Here is a 22664-nt window from a genome sequence, read left to right on the forward strand (position 1 = left end):
GCTTTCCCCGTGCTTCGAATGACCCGGACTCCCCGGGCGTAACTGTTATGTGTGCGGCAGAGGGGGCATCTCTCCCCGCTCCCTGGAGAAGTCCACGGCCGACCCCATGTACTCATGACATTTGGGACGCTAGACTGGTTCGTATGAAACGTCATGCAGGGGCAGCTTCGGCATTAGCGCCAACAAAGAACCGGCTCTCAATCGAGGACAGGCTGGAGCACCGCGAGCTGGTCCTGAGACGGAGCATTGAAGCACTGTCTGTCCTGGCTCAGAAGTTTCCGCACGACGTTGAAACGAGCCCCCAGGTAGCACGCTCTGTCGCGGCGCAGGAGAACCGCTGGCGGGCCATGGAGAGCGAGTTCGGGATGCTGGACAGCACCGCGGTGGCGCGGGAGCTCGGCAACAGCGCCACGAACCGGAACAAGGCTTCCCAGCTGGTCAAGGAAGGTAAGCTGCTGGGCGTCAAGCGCGGCAATAAGACCTTCTTCCCGAAATTCGAGTTCGACCTGGCTGCCGGGAAGGTGCGTCCGGTCATCAGCGACGTCGTGCGCATTGCCGGCGACCGGTGGAGCGGCGAGAGCCTGCTGCAGTGGTTCTGCGCCCCCAACGGGTTCCTTGACGGCCGCCGGCCGGTGGATGTCATCGACGACGAGGCAGCGCTTCTCAGCACGGCACGAAAGTCTCTGGCGGAAGAGTGGTGACACACGACTCGCCGGTACCGCCCGTTCCGGCGGGCTTCAGCCCCCAGGTCGTGACCCTTCCGGCCGGGTCCGTCCTTCACCGAGTATTCAGCAACGCCAGGGAAGTCACTGACTTCAACCCGGGCAAGGGTAAGCCAACCCGGTTCGCCTTCTTTGGCGACCCTCCGGTGGCGGTGCTCTACGCGGCCGGGGACCTCAAGACGGCGGTCTGCGAAAGCATGCTCCACGAGATCCCGTATGCCGGAGGGGTCCTCTTCAAAGCCAATTACGAAGACAGGGTCTCCGCCGGCCTCCGAACCGATAGGGACCTGCGCCTCGCGTCCTTCAAGGGTGAGGGGCTGCGTGCCCTCGGCGTCGAACCGCACGAGCTCACGGCCTGCGAGGCAGCCTGGTACACCGAGACTGTGAAGTGGGCACAGGCAGCCTACGATGCCGGCCTGGACGGATGCGTGTGGATGTCCAGGCGTCTTAACGACGGGCTCGCCTACATCTTCTTCGACCGGTCTGAAGACGCATTCACCACGGACATTTCCGTGCCGGCACGCGCCTACCTGAATGGGCCCGACCTGGACTGGCTCATTGATTTCTGTGCGGGCATCAACATCGACGTCGAGGTGTAGCGCCCGCCTGCCATTGGGCAGCTGTTCGGGTTAGCCGTTCAGCTCGGCAAGGATCCGGCGCCGCTCCTTTTCGAGCTCGTTGAGGTCGATCTCGAAGTAGTCGGCCAGCAGGCGTTCGAAGCCGGTGGATACCGGTTCCAGCCGCGGTTCGGAGTAGCCCTCGTACTGGACGAATTCCGAGATGGTCATTCCCTTGGATTCGAGCCAGTCAAGAAACTCGCCGATCTGGCGGCTCTGGTCGGCGACACCGGCAAGCTTCTCGGACATCGGATACTGACTGGCGGTTTCTGCTGCGGTGCTCATGGACGGGATGCTCCTGTATCGGACGGTGCGGGCGGGATGCCCTACTGCGTCCTATGTGTGCGGACACGGCCGAACTGCTCTCCACGGGGCCCTGCGCCCCTCTTCCTGTGCCTCCGAGCACCCCCAGGGGAAGGTGCCAGCCGGGAAGGGGTGAGCGGCGCGTTCTTGTGCACACCCGGGCTGCAGGTCTCCAGCAGACAGCCGGGGCAACTTCCGAAGGCCGTGGTGAGCTTCCTTACCCGTGCCGCACACATAAGTGATGTACATCCCAGCACTACAGAGAAGGAACACCCTTATGAGCAGCACCGCACCGGTTTATGCGCCGGCCACAGCCGGGAAGTCGTTCGTCGCCACCTGGCTCCTGTCCCTCTTCTTGGGCGGGCTCGGCATCGACCGGTTCTACCTGGGCAAGATCGGCACCGGCGTCCTGAAACTCCTGACTGCCGGCGGCTTCGGCATCTGGACGCTGGTCGATTTGATCATCACGCTCACCGGCAACCAGACCGACAAGCATGGGCGTCCGCTCGACGGCTACTACGAAAACAAGAAGACGGCCTGGCTCGTCACCGCAGGCCTGTGGGTCGCGGGAATCTTCATCTCACTGTTCATGACTATCGGTGGCGTCTTCGCTGTCGGGTCCGCCATTGATGCGGCGTCCACCGAGGTCAAGCAGAGCAGCACCCCGGCAGTCCCCGCCCCGGCGGCAGAAGCACCTGAGCCGGCGGCGCCCGCGGCTGATGAGGCTCCGGCTGAAGAGTCCGTACCCAAGGAGTACCAGTCGGCGCTGAAGCAGGCGGAGAGCTACTCGGACTTCGCCCACCTGAGCAAGGCCGGGCTCTACGACCAGCTCGTGAGCGAGTTCGGCGGGAAGTTCTCCGCTGAGGCAGCGCAGTACGCGGTCGACAACGTTCAGGCGGACTTCAAGGAGAACGCCCTGGCGCAGGCCCAGACGTACCAGGACGACATGAACCTGTCCCCCGAGGCTGTGCGCGACCAGCTCGTGAGCGAGTACGGCGGAAAGTTCACGCCGGAGGAAGCTGACTACGCGGTCCAGAACCTCAAGTAACGCCACGCCAAAAGGGACGGCGGCAACCTCGATTCACCGGGGGTGCCGCCGTCCCTTTGCGTTTGGCTAGCGCTTGCGCAGCCCGGTGATGGTCATGAAGAGGCCTCCGAGGAGGACCAGGAACCCGGCGCCGGGCAGGATAGCCGTCACTGCGTTGAACTCTTCAGTGGTGATCCTGGCTTCCACGGGGTTGTCCTTGTCGTAGGCCACCTTTACTTCCTGGCCGACAGTCCAGTCGCAGTCCTTGGAGAACTCGCTCGGGCTGGTGTTGTACATCTGGCCGTCAACCTCGTAGCCGACAACCGGAGAGCAGGCCGGCGACTCAGCCTCCCCTTCCTTGGGTGCTGCTGCCTCTTCACCTTCAGCCGGCGCTTCAGCCGCTTCACCCTCAGCGGGCGCTTCTTCTCCCGCCGGCGCCTGGTCCTCGAACCGGATGTCGACGATAGTCCCCTTGACATTGGGGTTGTCTGCGATCGCCGCGGACACTTCCCCGGCCAGGGGGAATGCGCCCGCACCAGTCAGGACGAGGCCGCAGCCAAGGACGATGAGTGCGCGCTTCAGTGACCTGGGGGCGGGCCTGTTGTCGCGGCGGCTTTCTGAAGGCACGGTCTGTGTGTCGGCAGCACCGGGCTGCAGGAAGTCGGGAGCGTTCATGGGAAGGCCTTTCAATGGCGGTCGTCTGGGGAGAATCAAGTGGCTTCCGGCCTGCCGGGCAATCCCCCGGGGCGGCCTAAATGGTTCTGCCGCCAAGGGACATGCGTAGACGGCCGGCACACGGCTGAAACCATGCCAGGCCACGACCCCGCCAGATGCTGCCGCCCCTGTCCTGGTGCCGCACACAGGTAGGCATGACCACTTCTTCCAATGCGCCCAGGGCGCGCGTCCAGCCCGGTGTTCCAGCCGGAGGCCAGTTCACTGCCACGAACCATGCAGAATCCGGTGTCACCGTTGGTGCCGCCCCTGCCGCCTCCCCCTACGACCAGTACCGAGAATCCCAGGAGCGCGCCGAGGAACTCCTCGACCAGATCCGGGCCGTGGACGTGCACCGCGACGTCATGGAACTCGACCTGGAACGGGCATCCCTCAAGAGCATCGGTCTCGGAATCAAGGACGCGTACCCGGAAGCCCGGTACCTGCGCGTCGAAGAGGACGACAACCGCTACTGGGTCTCGGGGCTGACCGACGCTGACGGCGATGTCGTCCCGGGCAGCGAGGACGACCTTGATGAGCTGGAACTCTTCGACGATGCCGAACTCTCCACCGAGGTCCATGCCCTCAGCTGCACCGACACCGGATGGGCGTACGAGGTCAGCCCGGATGACGAGTCGGCACCGGACCTCGAGGTCCGCGCGTGCACCGTCATCATCGACCTGGACAAGGCAGCGGCACTGGAACTGGCGCCGGCGCGCACCCGGATGGACGCCGAGGTAGTCACCGCAGAGGCGCGTGGCACCCTCCTGGGTGCGGTGGATGATGCGCTGTCGCACCTCGATGACATCGTCTCCGAACGTGCCTCCGACTACACGAAGGACGACCTCGACGCGATCCGCGAACGCATTACCGACCTGCAGCGGATCATCGCACGCTAGAGACAGCGGAAGGGGCACCGGGTGTTCCCGGTGCCCCTTCTTTGTGTCCTACTCTCAGCCCTTCACGCAGAGGACGGTCCGCAGGTGCTGGACGACGTCCACGAGGTCGCTCTGCGCGTCAATGACGGAGTGGATGTCCTTGTAGGCTGCCGGAATTTCGTCAACGATCGCATCGTCCTTGCGGGATTCGATGCCCGCGGTCTGCGCGATGAGGTCATCGACGGTGTATTCACGCTTGGCGGCGCTGCGGCTCAGGCGGCGGCCGGCACCATGGGACGCGGACTGGAACGACGCATCGTTGCCGCGGCCGCGCACGACGTAGGAGCCGGTGCCCATGGAGCCCGGGATCAGTGCCAGGTCGCCCTTGCCTGCCCGAATAGCTCCCTTGCGGGTCACGAGCATGGTTTCACCCTCGATGGTCTCCTCGGAGACGTAGTTGTGGTGGACGTTGATCTCCTCGCCGTACGTGACGCCGGCCGAAGCGAAGTGCTTGGAGAAGGCTTCCTTGAACAGGGCCATCATCACGGACCGCGACCGGGCGGCGAAGTCCTGGGCCCACCAGAGGTCCCGGCGGTACGCATCCATTTCAGGGGTGCCTGCCAGGAAGACTGCGAGATCCCTGTCGACGATGCCCTGGTTGTGGGAGAGCGTCTTGGCGATTTCGATGTGCCTTTCCGCTAAGGATTTCCCGATGTTCCTCGATCCGCTGTGAAGCGTGAGCCAGACAGAACCGGTTTCATCCACGCACACTTCGATGAAATGGTTGCCGCCTCCGAGGGTGCCCATCTGCGCGTGCGCACGCGATTCGAGGTTCTGGACGCCCGGGTGCAGGTCCTTGAACCCTGCCCAGAAGGCCTGTGCACCCTTCTCCAGGCCCAGGCGCTTCAGGTTGACCTCACGGGAGTGGCTGTTGAAACCGACAGGGATAGCAGCTTCCACGGCAAGGCGAAGGGCATGCAGTCCGTCCAGGTCGGACTCCATCAGGGACGTCCTTACCGCGGACACGCCACAGCCAATGTCAACACCGACAGCTGAAGGTGAGACCGCCTGCTTCATGGCGATCACCGACCCGACTGTGGCGCCCTTACCCAAATGGACATCGGGCATCACGCGAACTCCGTGAACCCACCCAAGGGAGGCGATGTTGCGCAGCTGCTGGAGGGCAGCGGGCTCGACTTCATGCTCGTGGGCCCACATGTGGACCTGGCGCGCGGTGCCGCGCAGTTCAACGGGGAACATTGTTCCTCTTTCCTCCGGACGTGCCGGATGCTGGTGACCGGCTTGCCGGTCTCTTGTATAGCTGTGCCCGGGCCGGGAGTCGAACCCGTCCGGCACAGGCGCGCGCCTGGTGCCGGCAAAACCCTGCCGGGCTGCACGCTCCGGTCCTAATTTCGGACGGGTTTGTGCCGGTAGTCGTGGTCCCTGGTTTCCACAGGCTGGCCGTCGAAGGTCCTCACGAGGACGATCTGTTCCGCGTACCGCATGATGTGGGCGTGGGAAGGCACCGGGGTGCCCAACCGTTCAGCCTTGTCGAGCGATTCGAGGGGAACACACCAGATCTTCCTGGGCGTGAACCCGGTGACTTTCATCCACACCTGGATGGTTTTGCCGGGCATGGTGGCCATGACGGTGTCACCTTCGGTGACCCGCCGGCCTGCTGCGTCAAGGTGCTGTCTCATACCCCCTATGTGTGCGGCAGGCATCATGGCTCTAACCGGCCGCGGACTCCACTGTGGTGTCCGGGCGGCGGGACTCAAGGGTTGTTCCGTCCCCGGTCTCCACCAGGACGATCTGCGACGGGAAGCGGACGAGGCGCTCACCGGTCAGGACGCCGCCGCCCCTGCCGGAGATTCCGTGGAGACTTTTCAGCGGTTCGCAGCGGACGGCCTTGGGGGTGAAGCCTACGACGACCATGGGGCTGAGCCCGGAGTATCCGCCGTACGTTCCCATGACGGTGTCGTTCAGGGCCAGGGTCCTGCCTGCTGCATCCAATCGTGTATTCATGGCTTCAATGTGTGCGGCACGGCCCGGGACTCTCCCCGTGCCCGGCCACTCAGTCCTCGTCGTCCTCGAACTCCCAGCTGGTACCGGTGGCCGCTTCGACCGTCTTCTTCCAGTCGTCGACGGTTCCCGTCCATGGGAAGGCAAGGCCCGCATCGAACTGGCGGATGGTGAAGTCGACGACGGCGCAGCCTTCGGGGTACCCGGCGAGGATGGCCACATGCTGCCCGCGGCCGGAGATGGTCAGTTCGTCCACCCATTCGGCGCCCAGCTCGGAGGCACCCAATTCAATGACCTCGTTGGTGGCGGCCCAGCAGTTTCCGCGGGCGATGTCCGGGTCAGCCATCCTGTGCAGCTCGACGGTTCCGTACTCCTCGGCCGTCACGCTGTGGTCCACGATGTCGAGCAGCCCGTTGTGCTCGAGGAACTCTTCCGATTCCCTGCGCGCCCTGTCCACTGCCGGATGAGGAGGCGTCAGGACGACGCCGGAGGCCTCCTCTGCTTCGTAGGAGCGGAACCTTCCGTCCGGGGTGCGGGGCTGGGATGGGGCAGTCATAGCATTCATGCCCACCTGTGTGCGGCTGGACGGAAGTTCAGGAGCGCCGGATGATTTCCGTGTCGACGTCGTTCAGCAGTTCGGCGGCAAGGACGTCATTCGGATTTTTGGTCAGGTGCCGGCTCAGCTCGGATGAGCGCCGGAGCAGGGCACGGGTGCCCATCTGGGCCGGGTGGACCGGTTCCAGTGCTGTTGCCAGCCTGCGCCCGCCTCCGGCTTCGCGCGTGAGCCGTACGGCGATGAGGAATGCTGCGGCTGTCAGTGCCTTCAGACCTGGCCGGCTGCTGTTCATGATGGTCTTTCTCGGTGCTTGAAGTGGTCGGGCATACCGAAGGCAGACAGCCGGAGATTCCCGTAGCTGCCTGCCTTCGGATGGTGGGGGCGTTTAGCCCTTCAGGTCCTTCAGCTGGGCTCCAACGGTGCACCAGTCGGAGGTGTCCAGGTCGGAGAGTTCAGCGGAAGTGGGGTACCCGTCCGGGACGACGATCTGGCCTTCGAAAGGGTTGTCCACGGTCGCGCTGTACTTGGAGACCAGGGAGCGGAACGTCGCCTCGCGTGCTGCGATCGGAGACTCAAGGACGAGGGCATCCTTGTCGGTCTTCGTGCCGGAGGCCGCTTCCTGGGCTGAGCAGGCGTTGTCCGCAGCGGCGATCATGTCGTTGTACTGACGGATCACCACGGTGTGCTGCTTCTTGACGTTCCCGGCCGAAATGACTTTCGTCCCGGCGTTGAACCAGCCAAGGCCCAGCCCGAGCAGGCCGGTGACGACTGCCAGCCCGACGATGGCGGCAATGGACGTGATGACGATGCGCGTGCGGCTCACTTCGCGCCCTCCAGGCCCATGCCGCTGGTGGCTTCCGAAAGCAGGCGCATCGCCTCATCGGGGTTACCGGCCTTCAGTGCTTCCTCGGCCTTCTTCTGGGCATCCGACACGGCGTCGCTTCCAGGATCCACTGAGATGTAGGTTTCCTGGCGCTGGAAACTGTCCATCTTTGAGGAGCAGTAAACCTCCATGCCCTCGAAGGAGACGTAGTCACCCATGGGGGTGAATCCGAACCGGTAGGCGGGCGGGCTGCCGTGGTACATGCCGTCCACTGAGCGCTCTTCGTAGCCGTTGCTGTCCGTGCCGCGGAAGTAGCTTGTGCTGGAGCTTGTGAGCTTGCCGCGGATCGGGACCGTGAAGATCGGCGAGGAATCATTGGGCAGCGTCGATGTACACCAGATGATGGAGTTGGGGTCGTCGAAGAGTTTCTGGGCTTCGTTGTAGTTCTCGAACTCAACGTCGTTCTTCGGCAGGTACGGGGAACGTGAATTAGCCTTCGCGTTCACCTCGTACGAAGCGGTCTGGGAAGCCGTGCAGCCGGACGCTGTGGCGGCGATAACGGCAGCGCCGGCGAATGCCAGTACCGCCTTCGTCTTCTTGTTCATCTGAGCCTGTCGTTAGCTAGGGGCGGACTGTCCGCCTCGTCTAGCTCCTATGTGTGCGGCAGGTGAGAGGTCTGTCACCGTCGGCCGGGAAGGTTCAGGCACGGTGCCGCACACATAGAGGTTGAGGGCCACCCCGGCCCGCACCCCTACGGAAGGAAACAGCCCATGCGTGCAGCAATCATCCCGGCCGACACCTTGCAGCCGGTCCGGTTTGAAGACATCAAACCGGACATGAACACCCTTCAGTCCCTTGTTGGCGGGTACTTCCAGGTTGTGTCACTCCCCACCTTGGCGCTTCGATGTACCTGGACGAGGAAGGCAAGTTCAAGCAGGACTGCCAGGTCAACCCGCGGGCCACAGCCCTGGCCACAGGGATCATCCAGGACGCCGATTTCATCGTCGGCGACGTCGTTCTGCTCGGCACCTGGAATGAACACGGAGAGGACACCGACCTGCCGGAAGCGGCGGAGAAACTCCTGGCGGCCATGGCCGGCTGACGGGTTGCCTCAAGGCAAAGGAAAAGGGAGCCGGCGCTGTGCCGGCTCCCTTTTCTGTGCATGGAACGTTACTGCGGGGTGATGGACCAGGGGCCCGAAGCGGTTACCTGGATGAAGGCCGGGGTGCTGATCTTCACGGTACCTTCGTAGGCTCCGATCGTGTTCACGGCCAGGTCGTTGCGGTCACCGTACGTCTGGATCACGAAGTTGCTTTCGCCCTGGTAGGAGATCGCGGCCTTGGTGCCGCTGGTCAGGACCACGACGTCGTCACCGGTGCCGCTAACAGGTCCGTCCGAGTGAGGGATAGTGGTGACATCCTCCACTGTGAGGGTCCAGTTGCCGACTGCGGTCACGACGAATTCAGTGGTGGTTGACCCGGTCCGGGTGTCGACGATGTGCTTGCCGGAGTAGACGCCGATCTCGTTGACGAGCAGGGAGTCGGCACCGTTGGTTTCGAGGACGGTATTGTTGGAGCAGTCACCGCAGGTGAAGGTCACGATGGCGGGGCGTCCTGCGAGGTCTGCAGTGATCACATCGTCGCCGGTGCCGCTGAAGGTCTGCGTCGGCGTCAAAGGATCCGGTTCAGGGGTAGGAGCCGGCTCTTCGGTCTTTTTCGGTTCCGGGGCGGGCTCTGCGGCCTTGGTCGTTTCAGCGGCAGCGGGTGCCTGGCTCTGGCTCGTAGCCGGCGCGGGGGCGGGGCTGGCTTCCACATCCTGGCCAGCGCCGTTGACGGCGTTCACGATGGCACCCAGAACGATCCAGACGATCGTAATGATGATGGCCAGCTTCTTGTGGCGGTCGTAGCCCTCAAGGGGGCGGCGGAACTTGTCGGTCTGCTTGCCGCTGATCACGATGATGAGGTCAACGAGCCACCAGACGCCCAGGCCGCCGACAGTCAGCAGCTTGGCGATGCCGGTCCCGACCTTGCCCAGGTAGAAACGGTCGACGCCGAGGACGCCCAGGAGGAGGGAAAGCAGCCACGTGACCAGGAAAGACTTCTGGGGCGCCTGCGGCGGCATGGGGTATCCGCCGGGGCCGGGGTAGGGCTGCTGCTGGGTCGCGGGGTAGCCTGCCGGGTAGCCCTGCGGTTGGAAAGGCTGGCCGGCCGGGCCGGGATTGTGTTCGGTGCTAGACATCAGTGATCCTTCATGAAGAAGGCGGTGGGGCCGCCGTGCAAGTGAGTTCGGCGGCAGAAAAGACCACAGCGGGTGTCGGCGGCGACGCTCAACTACTCCCCCCAGGAGCCTCCGTGCGGTCTAGCCATCCGAGGATCTGGATAATACATAGCGGGCGGCGTTTGGTCTAACTGGCCTCGAGTGTTTCGGAATCGGCGTCATCTGCAGGCTGGAGATCGTCCACGAGAATGGCGTCCAGGATCGAGATCGCCGTGTCCCGGTCCGAACCGGCCCCCGGCCAGCCGGTCGTTTCCAGTACGGCGGCGACATCGTTCGTGGCATCCCATACCGCTTCGTCGTACTCGTCGAGAAGTTTCACGGTGAGGGTCCGTGCCGGCCAGCCTTTCATCTGCCTGCGCGTCAGGATGTCGACGACGGCTGTGGCCGTGAGCAGGGACGTTGAGCGGAACGTGGGGCACTGCCCGTCGTAGGAAATCTCCCACAGGCGGGAATGGACGGGGGCCTGCGCTTGGGCGGCGTTCGCTCTCATGCCACTTATGTGTGCGGCAAGGGCGGGGGCTCTGCTCAGTCAGCCTCGATGAGGGTCACGTCGATTCCCTGGGCGCGGGCGTAACGGGCGCAGTGGCTCGCTCCCCCGGATCCTGCGCGGATGAAGGCGATGCAGTGGTCCGGGCGCGTATCGACCATCGCTTCGTTCCGGTCGTAGCCTGCTCGCCGGTTGAAAACGCCGTTGGGCCGCCAGTGAGCCGGGTGCCGCTCAACAGTCAGGCTGTTGCGCTCCCAGATTTCCTCACAGATACGGTCCGCACCCTTCGCGCAGGCCCCGGAGACCAGGACGGCGTCGGGGTTCCGGCCGGTGGAGTCCCACCATGTGCGCAGGGCATCACGGATAGCCGCACGGTCATCCCAGGTGCGCGAGCCGGTGATCAGCAGTCGCGGAGGGCGGGCAGTCTCGTCGGCAGGCTGGGCGCTCAACGGTCCTCTTCGTCGGCACGGCGGAAGGCAGCCTCATCGGCAGCCTCTTCTGCTGCGGACGCTTCAACCCAGGCTGTCAGTGCCTCGCTGGTGGACCAGCCCGGGCCGAACTCATTGTCATTGGACTGCCTGAGATAGCGGAACAGGGCGGGCAGCGGCTCCTGGCCTTCACCCGCCTGCACCTCGAGTGAATCCAGGTACAGGGTCGTCGTGCAGGACTTGCCGCGGCAGCAGCGCCTCACCAGGGTTGCCGGAAGGGCGGGGGTCTCACTCAAGCGGGGCTCACATTCATTAGTCAATAGTCGGGCTTTCCTGCAGATGACTCTAAAACGGGACAGCCAGGGCGAGCGTCTTCTGCTCATCGCCGACACCTAGGGCAACCTCTTCAGCAAGCTTCTGTGGTACGTCCACGCCAAGGGAGAGCAGGATATTGACGTATGCGATCTGGTTCGCCGTGCGGGCGTGCCGGTTAGCAACCTGCTGCAGCGAATTGGACTGCTTCAGAGCTTCGGTCAAACGGAAATCAACAGCCACAGGGTTCTCCTCTCAAGGACTGCCCGATGCAGCCCACCTATCCCCTATGTGTGCGGACGACGCCCGTAAGCTCACCGGCGCCCCGCAACGCCCGGCTCCCTGCTGAACTAAAACATGGAACCGGGCGACACTGCAGGGTTCGCTCACCGCTTCTCGAACGCCACATCGTCCAGGTAGCCACCGCCGGCAAACTTCACGGACACTGCGCCACCGGCGTGGGCTGAAAGGTCAGCTGACCACTTGTAGAAGCCGTTCTCCGGAACTGTTGAAACCCGTACGGCAGGAACGGCGCTTCCCGCCACTGTGACCGTATTTGACGATGAAGCCCAATAGGTCAGGACTGGAGTTTCTTCAGGAATTTTCACCACCTGCTGCACTGAATATCCTGAGTAGACCAAGCTCAGCGACTTACCGCCGGAGTGCTTCGACCCAGCCGTTACCGAGATGCCGCTTGATGCCGTCCACCCGAGCAGGTCATTCTCGAAGCCCGGGTTGGCGATGGGCCCGGTGTTGAAGGCCACCGGCCCGAACACTGCCGAGTCATGTGAGGTTCCGGCTTCATTCGTAGCCCTCGCCTCGAACGTGTACCCGATACCCGGCTCCAGGCCCGTGAACACCGCCGTGCGCTGATCCCCGGCAACCTTAACCGAAGCAACCTGCTCACCGTCAACCATTGCAACCACCGTGTAAGCAGTGACCGGGATCCCGCCACCGGAGAACACCGGCGCAGCCCAGTAAACTGTTGCCGTACCGGACTTCGACAAGGCAGTCACCGTCTGCGGGGCCGAGGGAGCCATCGGCTTCTCAAACGCAACATCATCCATGTGGATAGTGCTGGTATCGAAGAACACGGTGGTTGTCTTCCCCGCGTAAGCCGAGAGGTCAGCTGAGTACTGGGTGAAACCATTCTCCACCGCGGCCGCCGTCCGGGTGGTGGGGACAGTGACCCCGCCAACTTTCACCATGGTCAAAGCGCTCCTGGACCAGAAGGTCAGCACCGGAGTATCTCCAGGCACGGTCACCACCTGGGACATCCCGTAGTACGCGTACGCGGACTTGCTGCCGGAGTGCTTGTAGGAAGTGTCGACTTTGGAGAGGTTTGTGCCGCCGAGGGTCCAGCCCAGGAAATCATTCTCAAACCCCGGGTTGGTGAGCACGCCTGTGGTCACCATGACCGGCCCGTAAGAATCGGAATTCGGAGAAGTGCCGGTTTCGTTCGTGGCCGTGACCGTGAAGAAGTACTCGGTATCAGTCTCCAGCCCCGTGAACACCGCGGTGCGCTGATCCCCGGCAACCTTCACCGAAGCCACCTGCACCCCGTCAGCCATCGCAACGGCCGTGTAAGCAGTGACCGGGATACCACCGCCGGAGAACACCGGCGCAGCCCAGGAAACCGTCGCCTTACCGGACTTGGACACAGCCGTCACAGTCAGAGGCTTAGACGGAGCCATCGGCTTCTCGAACGCGACGTCGTCGAGATGCGAGCTGCCGGAGAACCCAATCGTCACAGCCTTGCCGGCATGGGCCGAGAGGTCAGCCGAGTACTGGTAGAAACCGTTCTCTGCCGCAGCCTGAGTCACCGTGGTCGGCACTACAGCACCGGCAACAGTCACTGTCGGGGCACCGCCCTTAGCCCAGAACGTCAGCACCGGAGTCTCACCCGGCACCGTCACCACCTGCGAGGATGGGTAGTAGGCGACATACGCAGCCTTATTGCCCGAATGAACCTGCGCAGCATCTCCAGGCTTGGCCATAATCCTGCTGTCGGCGCCCTTCGTCCAGCCCAGGAAATCATTCTCAAACCCCGGGTTGGTGAGCACGCCTGTGGTCACCATGACCGGCCCGTAAGAATCGGAATTCGGAGAAGTGCCGGTTTCGTTCGTGGCCGTGACCGTGAAGAAGTACTCGGTATCAGTCTCCAGCCCCGTGAACACCGCGGTGCGCTGATCCCCGGCAACCTTCACCGAAGCCACCTGCACCCCGTCAGCCATCGCAACGGCCGTGTAAGCAGTGACCGGGATACCACCGCCGGAGAACACCGGCGCAGCCCAGGAAACCGTCGCCTTACCGGACTTGGACACAGCCGTCACAGTCAGAGGCTTAGACGGAGCCATCGGCTTCTCCAGCGCGACGTCATCCATGTATGCGCTGCCGGAGAACCCAATCGTCACAGCCTTGCCGGCATGGGCCGAGAGGTCAGCCGAGTACTGGTAGAAACCGTTCTCTGCCGCAGCCTGAGTCACCGTGGTCGGCACTACAGCACCGGCAACAGTCACTGTCGGGGCACCGCCCTTAGCCCAGAACGTCAGCACCGGAGTCTCACCCGGCACCGTCACCACCTGCGAGGATGGGTAGTAGGCGACATACGCAGCCTTATTGCCCGAATGAACCTGCGCAGCATCTCCAGGCTTGGCCATAATCCTGCTGTCGGCGCCCTTCGTCCAGCCCAGGAAATCATTCTCAAACCCCGGGTTGGTGAGCACGCCTGTGGTCACCATGACCGGCCCGTAAGAATCGGAATTCGGAGAAGTGCCGGTTTCGTTCGTGGCCGTGACCGTGAAGAAGTACTCGGTATCAGTCTCCAGCCCCGTGAACACCGCGGTGCGCTGATCCCCGGCAACCTTCACCGAAGCCACCTGCACCCCGTCAGCCATCGCAACGGCCGTGTAAGCAGTGACCGGGATACCACCGCCGGAGAACACCGGCGCAGCCCAGGAAACCGTCGCCTTACCGGACTTGGACACAGCCGTCACAGTCAGAGGCTTAGACGGAGCCATCGGCTTCTCCAGCGCGACGTCATCCATGTATGCGCTGCCGGAGAACCCAATCGTCACAGCCTTGCCGGCATGGGCCGAGAGGTCAGCCGAGTACTGGTAGAAACCATTCTCAGCCGCAGCCTGAGTCACCGTGGTCGGCACTACAGCACCGGCAACAGTCACTGTCGGGGCACCGCCCTTAGCCCAGAACGTCAGCACCGGAGTCTCACCCGGCACCGTCACCACCTGCGAAGTCGCATAGGAACTGATGTACGCCGCTTTATTGCCCGAATGAACCTGCGCAGCATTTCCCGGCTTAGCCAAGATGCTGCTGTTGGCGCCCTTCGTCCAGCCCAGGAAATCATTCTCAAACCCCGGGTTGGTGAGCACGCCTGTGGTCACCATGACCGGCCCGTAAGAATCGGAATTCGGAGAAGTGCCGGTTTCGTTCGTGGCCGTGACCGTGAAGAAGTACTCGGTATCAGTCTCCAGCCCCGTGAACACCGCGGTGCGCTGATCCCCGGCAACCTTCACCGAAGCCACCTGAGATCCGCCGGCCCAGACCGTAGCCGTGTAAGCAGTGACCGGGATCCCGCCACCGGAGAACACCGGCGCAGTCCAGGAAGCAGTGACGTCCCCTGCACGGGACACAGCCGTCACAGTCAGAGGCTTAGACGGAGCCATCGGCTTCTCCAGCGCGACGTCATCCATGTATGCGCTGCCGGAGAACCCAATCGTCACAGCCTTGCCGGCATGGGCCGAGAGGTCAGCCGAGTACTGGTAGAAACCATTCTCAGCCGCAGCCTGAGTCACCGTGGTCGGCACTACAGCACCGGCAACAGTCACTGTCGGGGCACCGCCCTTAGCCCAGAACGTCAGCACCGGAGTCTCACCCGGCACCGTCACCACCTGCGAGGATGGGTAGTAGGCGACATACGCAGCCTTATTGCCCGAATGAACCTGCGCAGCATTCCCCGGCTTAGCCATAATCCTGCTGTCGCTGCCCTGCGCCCAGCCCAGGAAATCATTCTCAAACCCCGGGTTAGTGAGCACGGAATCAGGCAGCTTGACGGTTGCCGATGAGTGTTCCGAAACGTCATCATGCATGAGTGTCTGGACGCGGACAGTGATGGTGTCTTCAGGTAGAGCGTTGATGCGGGCTGAGGTGGCGTGGGTGTTTCCAGTCTTTTCTGCCCAGTCTCCGCCGTTCACCTGGTATTCGATCTTGTACCCGGTGGAGCCCTTGACGGGGTCCCACGTTGCCTTGGCTTCGATGGCTGAAACGGCGTCAAGTTTCAGGTTCGACGGCGCGGTGAGCTCATCTTTTACGGGGACACCAGCATTCCCGTTCTGTTCGCTTCCAGGCTCTTCTGTCTTGCCTTCGTCGCCCTTCTCCGTGCCAGCTTCGGTGCCTTCAGGGCTGCTGGAGTCGTCACTGCCGTCTTCAGGCGTACTGGCTTCGTTGCCTGCCTCTTCACGGGTTTTGTCTTCTTCGAGTCCGCCGACTTCCTCGACCAGTTCAGCCAGCTGCTCCGCAGTGAGGCAGCCGGTCACCGTACTGGCAGTGAAGATCTCCGGATCGGTGTGCGTGTCAGTGGAGTAGAAGATCTTCCCGGTGCCGGACTTGGCCAGGGCAACGTAGCAGGTGCCCTTCTCATCGGACATGACCTTGGTCTGCTTCGTGCTGGAAAGCTGCAGGTAGCCGATGTCCAGGAGACGCTGGTGGTCCATGAACCGGTTGTCCTTGGCTTTCGCCACGCCTTCAGCGGTGCGGATGGAGGACAGGTCCTGCTTCGCACCGTTGTTCTGCGAGTAAGGGATGACCCCGAAGATCGCTGCCAGGACCCCCGCAGCCAGGATCCCGACAATGATCGCACCCGTCACAATGGAGGGAAGGTCGAAGGCACCGGAGGAACTCTTCCTGAGGTCCGGCATGTGCAGTTTCGGCAATTCAGAGGCTCCTGGCTGACGGGGCGGCAGTACCGGCAAAAACCGGACTTCTCTCCACTGTGTGCGGCTGCAGCCTAAAGCGCGCAGCCGGGCGCCTCGTTCAACAGCCCGCCGGGCGTCTAGCGGTGGGGAAACACGAGCCGCTCGGAGACCTTCTGCTGGAGGTACTGGGTCTGGCTGAACACGGGAACCTGCTCGCCGCCGGCGCCGACAGCGGTGATGACGCGGTCCTTGGCGGGGGTGCAGATCCTCACGTGCGCTGTGCCGCCGTATTCACCTGCTCCCTGGGAGCGAATGTAGGCGGGCCGGTAGTTCAGGAACTCGGTGGGGCCTTCGCTGTTACCGCGCGCGTCGACGCTGAACCATTCCCCTTCGAAGACTTCAAGGTAGGCACCGTAGGGACCCTCTACAGGCTCCTCGGAGGGGACGAACCGTGCGTAGGCCTCGTTCCATTGCTGGAACTGACCGCCCCGGAAGGATGGTTCGAAGGCCGCAACCGACCCGTGGATGATGGTGACCGGCTGCTGGTCCATGACTGGCTCCTCGCTCTGCTGGGGCCCGTTTGGCCCTTCTTGGAGCTATGTGTGCGGATGCCGGCGGGTCACTCCCCGGCGGGCTTGCCGGACAGCAGGTTAGATGTGCCGTGGGCGATGTAGCGGGCAACTTTCTCACCCGCCATGCTCTTGTCTGACTCCTTCAGGGCGTCCAGGAGTTTTTCAAGCGTTGTGTTGACTGTCTCCCGGGCGAATCTTTCTGCAATACCCCACGAGACACCTTCGGCAACAAGGTCTTCGGTGGTCAGGTCCGGCTGATAACTTTTCCCGTTGACGCGCAGGGCCATATTCAGGTTCCCGTTGGGTGCCAGGGCATGAGTGGAGACGTCGTAAAGGGGCGCGAGGTGTACGGAGCCGTCTTCGTGCCGCAGCGTGGAGAAGTTCTTCGCGTGGGCGTCAGTGTTGCCGACCGCTACGTTGAACGTTGTGTGGGCGAGCAGGGCCTCACGGTCATCTTCGCCTTCATCCACGATGCTGCGCCTCCGCTGCAGCAACCCGGCCAGGCTGCGGAGGTTCGCTCGCGGGTCGACACTTTCGAATTTGCTGTCACTGTCCCATGGGAGGCCAAGCGCCTGGGCTCCGTCTTCCTGGTGGATGCGCTGGACGTTCCGGCCCTGGACCGTTCGGTCGTAGCGTTCGAGCACCAGGACTGGGCGGCCGGCGAAGCTGCGGACTTCACTGGCGAAAGCAGTAAGCCCCATGTGCCGGGCTAGCTCCAGACAGAACGCTTCAGCATGCAGGGCACTCTCATTGCCTGGTGCGACAGGCTTGAGGATGTGGGTGGAGGCCGCTCCGCCGAGACCTGCGTGCCAGGTTCCATCCAGCAGGGCTAGAGTGGTTTTGGGCTGGTATCCGGCGAGGGATCCGCCGCCGCCCATGGCACCTAGGGCGTAGTCGTTGATGAGGGTGAGCCGTTGGGAGATCTGTTCGTCCGTCAGCGCCTCGTAGGATTCCCTGTCGCTGCTGGCCGGCCCAACCTGCAGGGCGCCGGCTACGTCGCGTCCGGCGTACGTTGCGAGTGCATAGACGTCGTCTCGCCGGGCTCCTGCCTGCTTGGCGAGGTTGGAGCGTGCGGATCCTTCCGGAAGGAGGCCTCCGAAGAAGGCTGTTGCGGCGGCGGGGGTCGCTTTCCTGGGGCTGAGGGGGAGGTTTTCGGACAGGACGCGGGAGCCGACACCAAACTTGTCCATGCCTTCATCAGAGGCAGAGAAGGCGACGGTGCTTGCGGAGGCACGCTCCATGGTGCCGATCCGGATCCCGTACAGCTGGATTTCCTGGGATTCAGCCACGGGACGCCTCACGGAAGCTGAGTTCGATTCCCAGCTTGTCCAGGACGGCAAAGAACTGGTCGTTCATGACTTTCGGCTTTCCGGTTTCGAGCTCGGAAAGGTACCGCTGGCTCACTCCGAGCCTGGCGGCCATAGCCCGCTGGGACAGTCCGGTCCGCTGCCTGATGCCGTAAACCATCATCCCAAGGTCGGATACAGACCTCATGACTCCGTGCACGGGTTCCTCCATGAGCTTTTCGTAATCAGTCGGAAGTGATTACCTGTTCGTAATCATACACACGTGACTACCGAGACGTAATCAAAATGGTGCCGCCCCGGCAAACCGCCTGTCTGCACGAGAGGCCATGTCCCAAAAATACTTGCATCGGCGAAACGCTTTCTGCTGCGGGTGGGTGTATCGTTCAAATCAGGAGCAGAAACTCCTCGGGATGTGCCCCAGGCACACGGAAGGCCGGCACCGCACCGGCACCGGCCCGCCGCCACTGCTAAACAGCAGGTGTGGGTGGTTTAGTTAGTGTGCCTAAAAATCCCAGTCGTCATCTTCGGTGTTGACCGCTTTCCCGATGACGTAGCTACTGCCTGACCCGCTGAAAAAGTCGTGATTTTCATCCGCGTTCGGTGACAGGGCAGACAGGATCGCCGGATTCACATCGGTCACGGTCGACGGGAACATCGCCTCGTAGCCCAGGTTCATCAGGGCCTTGTTGGCGTTGTAGTGCAGGAACTTCTTCACGTCCTCAGCCAGGCCGACGCCGTCGTACAGATCGTGCGTGTACTGGACCTCGTTCTCGTAGAGCTCAAGCAGCAGCTCGTACGTGTAGTCCTTGAGTTCTTCCCGCCGTTCGGCGCTCTCCTTGGCGAGGGCGACCTGGTACTTGTAGCCGATGTAGTAGCCGTGGACGGCCTCGTCACGGATGATCAGGCGCACCAGGTCGGCGGTGTTGGTCAGCTTCGCGTGGGAGGACCAGTACATCGGCAGGTAGAACCCGGAGTAGAAGAGGAAGGACTCCAGGAGGGTGGAGGCGATCTTCTTCTTCATGGGGTCGTTGCCGTGGTAATAGTCCATGACGATCGAGGCCTTCTTCTGAAGGTTCGCATTCTCCACGGACCAGCGGAAGGCGTCGTCAATCTCCTTGGTGGATGCCAGCGTCGAGAAGATCGAAGAGTACGACTTGGCGTGCACGGATTCCATGAACGCGATGTTCGTGTAGACGGCCTCCTCGTGCGGGGTCACGGCGTCCGGGATGAGCGAGACGGCGCCCACGGTGCCCTGGATGGTGTCCAGCAGGGTCAGGCCGGTGAAGACGCGCATGGTGAGCAGCTTCTCCGCGGCGGACAGGGACTCCCATGACTGAACGTCGTTGGACAGCGGGATCTTTTCAGGCAGCCAGAAGTTGTTAACCAGGCGGTTCCAGACTTCGACGTCCTTGTCGTCCTGGATGCGGTTCCAGTTGATGGCCTGGACGTGGTCGATGAGCTTTGGTGCTTCCGGCACGGCGGGATTCCTTTGTTCGGGGTTGGGGTGACAAAAGGACGGAGCCGGGGTGAGCGGCTCCGTCCTTCGTTTCTGCCTATTTATCTCTATGCGTGCCGGGCCGTGACGGCTGTTCCGGCCGCCGGCCGGCTACTTCGCGTTGGCCTTGTGGTACTCGTCCGTGATGCGGCGGACACCCTTGATGACCAGTGCCGGAGCCAGCTTCTTGGACCGGGCGCGGGAGGTGGCCAGGATGGAGACCAGACGCGCCATCTTCAGCAGGAGTTCGCCGTCGGGGTTCTTGGTGAACTCTTCGGATGCTGCGCCTTCACGCTCGATGAGCGCCTCGGAGATCGCTTCCACGGCCTCGCGGATGGTGCGCGAGTCCTCCGGGCTGGCCGTCAGCGGAACGATGATCGAGCTGATTTCGTCCGGGGTGCGGGTAAACCAGGTGCCGGGACGGACTCCGAAGCTGTCAGCGGTGACGACGACGGCGAAGTTCAGGTAGTCCCAGAACTTGTCGGCATTCTCTGCCATGTGCTGCTTCAGGGCTTCGAAGCCGGTTTCGGCGGCAACGGTGCCGGGTGTCAGGACTGCGGCCTGGAGCAGGGCGGTCTCAAGCATCGTCTCGTCCTCGGTCAGGGCGCGGCGCTTGTCCTGGGCAGCGAGGAGCTTCTGGGCGTACTTGGTGTTTGTGATCATGGGTGTTTCTGCGCCCGGGATTGGCGCGCTCCTTAGTTCTAGGTCTTGGTCCCGAGGTGTCTTGTGGACCCTGCTGAAGGACATGCGTAGATACCGGCGGGACGGCGGGAAACGGAAGGAGGGCCCCGCCCGGACATGCTGGCGGGACCCTCCTCCGGGTGGCTTCTAGGCCTCGTTGAGTACTGCCCTGACCTCTTCGCCGACTGTCTCCAGGAAGCGCTTCCAGTGTTCGTTATGGCGGATGGCGCGCTCGGATGAAGCATCCCGGGTGGCTTCGATGCCTGCGGTACCCAGGACGGCCGCCAGGGCTGCTGTGAGCCCCTCCCATGGCGGGACGGGGTCCCCGTAAGTTAGAACTGATTTCTCAGTCCAACTTTCGGGGAGCAGTTCACTCAGTGCCGGGGCCCTTCACTCACCTGCTACAGCATGCAGGAAACGCAGTTCTCCACTTCGGTGCCTTCCAGGGCTACCTGGCGCAGGCGGATGTAGTAGATGGTCTTAATACCCTTGCGCCATGCGTAGATCTGGGCCTTGTTGATGTCGCGCGTTGTGGCGGTGTCCTTGAAGAACAGCGTCAGGGACAGGCCCTGGTCCACGTGCTGCGTGGCAGCAGCGTAGGTGTCGATGATCTTCTCGTAGCCGATTTCGTACGCGTCCTGGTAATACTCCAGGTTGTCGTTGGTCAGGTACGGAGCCGGGTAGTAGACGCGGCCCAGCTTGCCTTCCTTGCGGATTTCGATCTTGGACGCGATCGGGTGAATGGAGGAGGTGGAGTTGTTGATGTAGGAGATCGAGCCGGTCGGCGGCACAGCCTGCAGGTTCTGGTTGTAGATGCCGTGCGCCATGACGGAGGCGCGCAGCTCTTCCCAGTCGGCCTGGGTCGGGATGTGGATGCCCGCGTCGGCGAAGAGTTCCTTCACCCGGTCCGTTTCCGGCGCCCAGACCTGTCCGGTGTACTTGTCGAAGAACTCACCGGAGGCGTACTTGGACCTCTCAAAACCGTCGAAGACCTCCCCGCGTTCGATGGCGATCCGGTTGGATGCCCGCAGCGCATGGAAGAGCACCGTGTAGAAGTAGATGTTGGTGAAGTCGATGCCCTCTTCAGATCCGTAGAAGATCCGTTCACGGGCCAGATAGCCGTGCAGGTTCATCTGGCCCAGGCCAATGGCGTGCGTGCGGGCGTTGCCGGCGGCGATGGAGCGGACCGCGGTGATGTTGGACTGGTCCGAGACGGCGGTCAGGCCGCGGATCGCGGTTTCAACGGTAAGGCCGAAGTCCGGCGAGCCCATGGCACTGGCAATGTTCAGCGAACCCAGGTTGCAGGAGATGTCCTTGCCGATTTCGTCGTAGGACAGGTCGTCGTTGTAGGTAGTCGGGGACGAGACCTGCAGGATCTCCGAGCACAGGTTGCTCATGATGATCTTGCCCTCGATCGGGTTGGCCTTGTTCACCGAGTCTTCGAACATGATGTACGGGTAGCCGGATTCGAACTGGATTTCCGCCAGGGTCTGGAAGAAGTCGCGGGCCTTGATCTTGGTCTTCTTGATGCGCGCGTCGTCGACCATCTCGTAGTACTTCTCGGTGACGTTGATGTCCGAGAACGGGATGCCGTAGACCTTTTCGACGTCGTACGGGGAGAACAGGTACATGTCCTCGTTGCGCTTGGCGAGGTCGAAGGTGATGTCGGGGATGACGACGCCGAGGGAGAGGGTCTTGATGCGGATCTTCTCGTCGGCGTTCTCGCGCTTGGTGTCCAGGAACTTGTTGATGTCCGGGTGGTGGGCGTGCAGGTAGACGGCACCGGCACCCTGGCGTGCACCGAGCTGGTTGGCGTAGGAGAAGGAGTCTTCGAGCAGCTTCATGATGGGGATGACGCCGGAGGACTGGTTCTGGATCTGCTTGATCGGTGCGCCGACTTCGCGGATGTTCGTCAGGGCGAAGGCGACGCCGCCGCCGCGCTTGGAGAGCTGCAGGGCGGAGTTGATGGAACGGCCGATCGACTCCATGTTGTCTTCGATGCGCAGCAGGAAGCAGGAGACCAGCTCGCCGCGCTGCTTCTTGCCCATGTTCAGGAACGTCGGGGTGGCCGGCTGGAAGCGGCCGCTCATGATTTCGTCCAGGGTCTGGGTTGCCACGTCTTCGTTGCCGTCGCCGAGGCCGAGGGAAACCATGGTGACGCGGTCTTCGAAGCGCTCGAGGTAACGCTTGCCGTCGAACGTCTTCAGCGGGTACGTCGTGTAGAACTTGAAGGCACCCAGGAAGGTTTCGAAGCGGAACTTCTTGGCGTAAGCGCGCTTGAAGAGGCCTTTGATGAATTCGGGGCTGTACTTGGCCAGCAGCTCGGGCTCGTAGTAGTTCTCCTCCACGAGGAATTCGAGCTTCTCCTCCAGGGAGTGGAAGAACCACGTGTTGCCGTTGATTTCGTACTTGCAGTACTGCTTCGCGGCGGCGCGGTCAGCCTCGAACTGGATCTTGCCGTCTGCACCGTACAGGTTCAGCATCGCGTTCAGCTCGTGATAGCCCAGGCCCTTCC

General features: G+C 62.8%; 25 protein-coding genes and 1 pseudogene. 5 read left to right on the forward strand and 21 right to left on the reverse strand.

The window, feature by feature from the left end; all coding sequences use genetic code 11:
- Positions 1 to 143 precede the first annotated feature (143 nt).
- A complete protein-coding gene (locus NF551_RS17960; protein WP_227897652.1) occupies positions 144 to 701 on the forward strand; it encodes a hypothetical protein in 558 nt (185 codons plus the stop codon).
- Positions 698 to 1321, forward strand: a complete 624-nt coding sequence (locus tag NF551_RS17965) for an RES family NAD+ phosphorylase (protein WP_227897651.1) — start codon at positions 698 to 700, stop codon at positions 1319 to 1321. Before NF551_RS17960 ends, NF551_RS17965 begins: the two co-directional genes overlap by 4 nt.
- A 30-nt stretch (positions 1322 to 1351) precedes the next feature.
- On the opposite strand, the gene NF551_RS17970 is transcribed toward NF551_RS17965, so the two are convergent.
- Entirely contained in the window at positions 1352 to 1624 is a 273-nt protein-coding gene (locus NF551_RS17970) for a hypothetical protein (protein WP_227897650.1), read from the reverse strand.
- A 295-nt stretch (positions 1625 to 1919) separates the two neighbouring features.
- Between NF551_RS17970 and NF551_RS19020 the strand changes: the two genes are divergently transcribed.
- Positions 1920 to 2690 (forward strand): Ltp family lipoprotein, encoded by a 771-nt coding sequence (locus NF551_RS19020; RefSeq protein ID WP_227897649.1) that lies wholly within the window; start codon positions 1920 to 1922, stop codon positions 2688 to 2690.
- A gap of 66 nt (positions 2691 to 2756) precedes the next feature.
- On the opposite strand, the gene NF551_RS17985 is transcribed toward NF551_RS19020, so the two are convergent.
- Complete coding sequence (locus NF551_RS17985) at positions 2757 to 3344, reverse strand: DUF3592 domain-containing protein (protein ID WP_227897648.1); 588 nt, start codon at positions 3342 to 3344, stop codon at positions 2757 to 2759.
- A gap of 194 nt (positions 3345 to 3538) precedes the next feature.
- On the opposite strand from NF551_RS17985, the gene NF551_RS17990 reads away from it, so the two are divergent.
- Positions 3539 to 4279 (forward strand): hypothetical protein, encoded by a 741-nt coding sequence (locus NF551_RS17990; RefSeq protein WP_227897647.1) that lies wholly within the window; start codon positions 3539 to 3541, stop codon positions 4277 to 4279.
- 54 nt (positions 4280 to 4333) lie between these two features.
- Here NF551_RS17990 and NF551_RS17995 read toward each other — a convergent pair whose 3' ends face one another.
- The 7 genes from NF551_RS17995 to NF551_RS18025 all read right to left on the reverse strand — a co-directional run bounded on the left by NF551_RS17995 (position 4334) and on the right by NF551_RS18025 (position 8264).
- Positions 4334 to 5518 (reverse strand): RtcB family protein, encoded by a 1185-nt coding sequence (locus NF551_RS17995; RefSeq protein ID WP_227897646.1) that lies wholly within the window; start codon positions 5516 to 5518, stop codon positions 4334 to 4336.
- A 146-nt stretch (positions 5519 to 5664) separates the two neighbouring features.
- Entirely contained in the window at positions 5665 to 5958 is a 294-nt protein-coding gene (locus NF551_RS18000; RefSeq protein ID WP_227897645.1) for a hypothetical protein, read from the reverse strand.
- Between the two features lie 31 nt (positions 5959 to 5989).
- A complete protein-coding gene (locus NF551_RS18005) occupies positions 5990 to 6283 on the reverse strand; it encodes a hypothetical protein (protein WP_227897644.1) in 294 nt (97 codons plus the stop codon).
- Positions 6284 to 6332: 49 nt separating this feature from the next.
- The gene (locus NF551_RS18010) at positions 6333 to 6836 is read right to left on the reverse strand and encodes a hypothetical protein (RefSeq protein WP_227897643.1); all 504 of its coding nucleotides are present in this window, start codon (positions 6834 to 6836) and stop codon (positions 6333 to 6335) included.
- Positions 6837 to 6873: 37 nt separating this feature from the next.
- On the reverse strand, positions 6874 to 7128 hold the full coding sequence (locus tag NF551_RS18015) for a hypothetical protein (protein ID WP_227897642.1): 255 nt from the start codon (positions 7126 to 7128) through the stop codon (positions 6874 to 6876).
- Positions 7129 to 7221: 93 nt separating this feature from the next.
- Entirely contained in the window at positions 7222 to 7659 is a 438-nt protein-coding gene (locus tag NF551_RS18020; protein WP_227897641.1) for a hypothetical protein, read from the reverse strand.
- Positions 7656 to 8264 (reverse strand): hypothetical protein, encoded by a 609-nt coding sequence (locus NF551_RS18025; protein WP_227897640.1) that lies wholly within the window; start codon positions 8262 to 8264, stop codon positions 7656 to 7658. The genes NF551_RS18020 and NF551_RS18025 overlap by 4 nt, the downstream gene beginning before the upstream one ends.
- A gap of 284 nt (positions 8265 to 8548) precedes the next feature.
- On the opposite strand from NF551_RS18025, the pseudogene NF551_RS18030 reads away from it, so the two are divergent.
- A pseudogene (locus tag NF551_RS18030) lies at positions 8549 to 8761 on the forward strand (DUF3846 domain-containing protein); the annotation flags it as partial.
- 68 nt (positions 8762 to 8829) lie between these two features.
- Here NF551_RS18030 and NF551_RS18035 read toward each other — a convergent pair.
- From NF551_RS18035 to nrdE, 12 genes are all read right to left on the reverse strand, one after another.
- The gene (locus NF551_RS18035; protein WP_227897638.1) at positions 8830 to 9897 is read right to left on the reverse strand and encodes a TM2 domain-containing protein; all 1068 of its coding nucleotides are present in this window, start codon (positions 9895 to 9897) and stop codon (positions 8830 to 8832) included.
- A 166-nt stretch (positions 9898 to 10063) separates the two neighbouring features.
- Positions 10064 to 10426, reverse strand: coding sequence for a hypothetical protein (locus NF551_RS18040; protein ID WP_227897637.1), 363 nt, complete (start codon positions 10424 to 10426; stop codon positions 10064 to 10066).
- A 35-nt stretch (positions 10427 to 10461) separates the two neighbouring features.
- Positions 10462 to 10872 carry an SLOG family protein gene (locus NF551_RS18045; RefSeq protein WP_227897636.1) on the reverse strand — a complete coding sequence of 137 codons (411 nt, stop codon included), beginning with the start codon at positions 10870 to 10872 and terminating at the stop codon, positions 10462 to 10464.
- On the reverse strand, positions 10869 to 11147 hold the full coding sequence (locus NF551_RS18050; RefSeq protein ID WP_227897635.1) for a hypothetical protein: 279 nt from the start codon (positions 11145 to 11147) through the stop codon (positions 10869 to 10871). Before NF551_RS18050 ends, NF551_RS18045 begins: the two co-directional genes overlap by 4 nt.
- A 49-nt stretch (positions 11148 to 11196) precedes the next feature.
- Positions 11197 to 11406 (reverse strand): hypothetical protein, encoded by a 210-nt coding sequence (locus tag NF551_RS18055; protein ID WP_227897634.1) that lies wholly within the window; start codon positions 11404 to 11406, stop codon positions 11197 to 11199.
- A 143-nt stretch (positions 11407 to 11549) separates the two neighbouring features.
- The gene (locus tag NF551_RS18060) at positions 11550 to 16112 is read right to left on the reverse strand and encodes a fibronectin type III domain-containing protein (protein WP_252604996.1); all 4563 of its coding nucleotides are present in this window, start codon (positions 16110 to 16112) and stop codon (positions 11550 to 11552) included.
- 119 nt (positions 16113 to 16231) lie between these two features.
- A complete protein-coding gene (locus NF551_RS18065) occupies positions 16232 to 16645 on the reverse strand; it encodes a hypothetical protein (protein ID WP_227897483.1) in 414 nt (137 codons plus the stop codon).
- Positions 16646 to 16713: 68 nt separating this feature from the next.
- Positions 16714 to 17955, reverse strand: a complete 1242-nt coding sequence (locus NF551_RS18070) for a type II toxin-antitoxin system HipA family toxin (RefSeq protein ID WP_227897482.1) — start codon at positions 17953 to 17955, stop codon at positions 16714 to 16716.
- Positions 17948 to 18160, reverse strand: a complete 213-nt coding sequence (locus tag NF551_RS18075) for a helix-turn-helix domain-containing protein (protein WP_227897481.1) — start codon at positions 18158 to 18160, stop codon at positions 17948 to 17950. Before NF551_RS18075 ends, NF551_RS18070 begins: the two co-directional genes overlap by 8 nt.
- Before the next feature lie 315 nt (positions 18161 to 18475).
- The gene (gene nrdF / locus NF551_RS18080; RefSeq protein ID WP_227897480.1) at positions 18476 to 19450 is read right to left on the reverse strand and encodes a class 1b ribonucleoside-diphosphate reductase subunit beta; all 975 of its coding nucleotides are present in this window, start codon (positions 19448 to 19450) and stop codon (positions 18476 to 18478) included.
- 129 nt (positions 19451 to 19579) lie between these two features.
- Positions 19580 to 20131, reverse strand: a complete 552-nt coding sequence (locus NF551_RS18085; protein ID WP_227897479.1) for a hypothetical protein — start codon at positions 20129 to 20131, stop codon at positions 19580 to 19582.
- Between the two features lie 419 nt (positions 20132 to 20550).
- Positions 20551 to 22632 carry a class 1b ribonucleoside-diphosphate reductase subunit alpha gene (nrdE, locus tag NF551_RS18090; RefSeq protein ID WP_231704702.1) on the reverse strand — a complete coding sequence of 694 codons (2082 nt, stop codon included), beginning with the start codon at positions 22630 to 22632 and terminating at the stop codon, positions 20551 to 20553.
- Positions 22633 to 22664 lie beyond the last annotated feature (32 nt).

The sequence above is a fragment of the Arthrobacter caoxuetaonis genome (assembly GCF_023921125.1).
GTDB classification, from domain to species: Bacteria; Actinomycetota; Actinomycetes; order Actinomycetales; family Micrococcaceae; genus Arthrobacter_B; species Arthrobacter_B caoxuetaonis.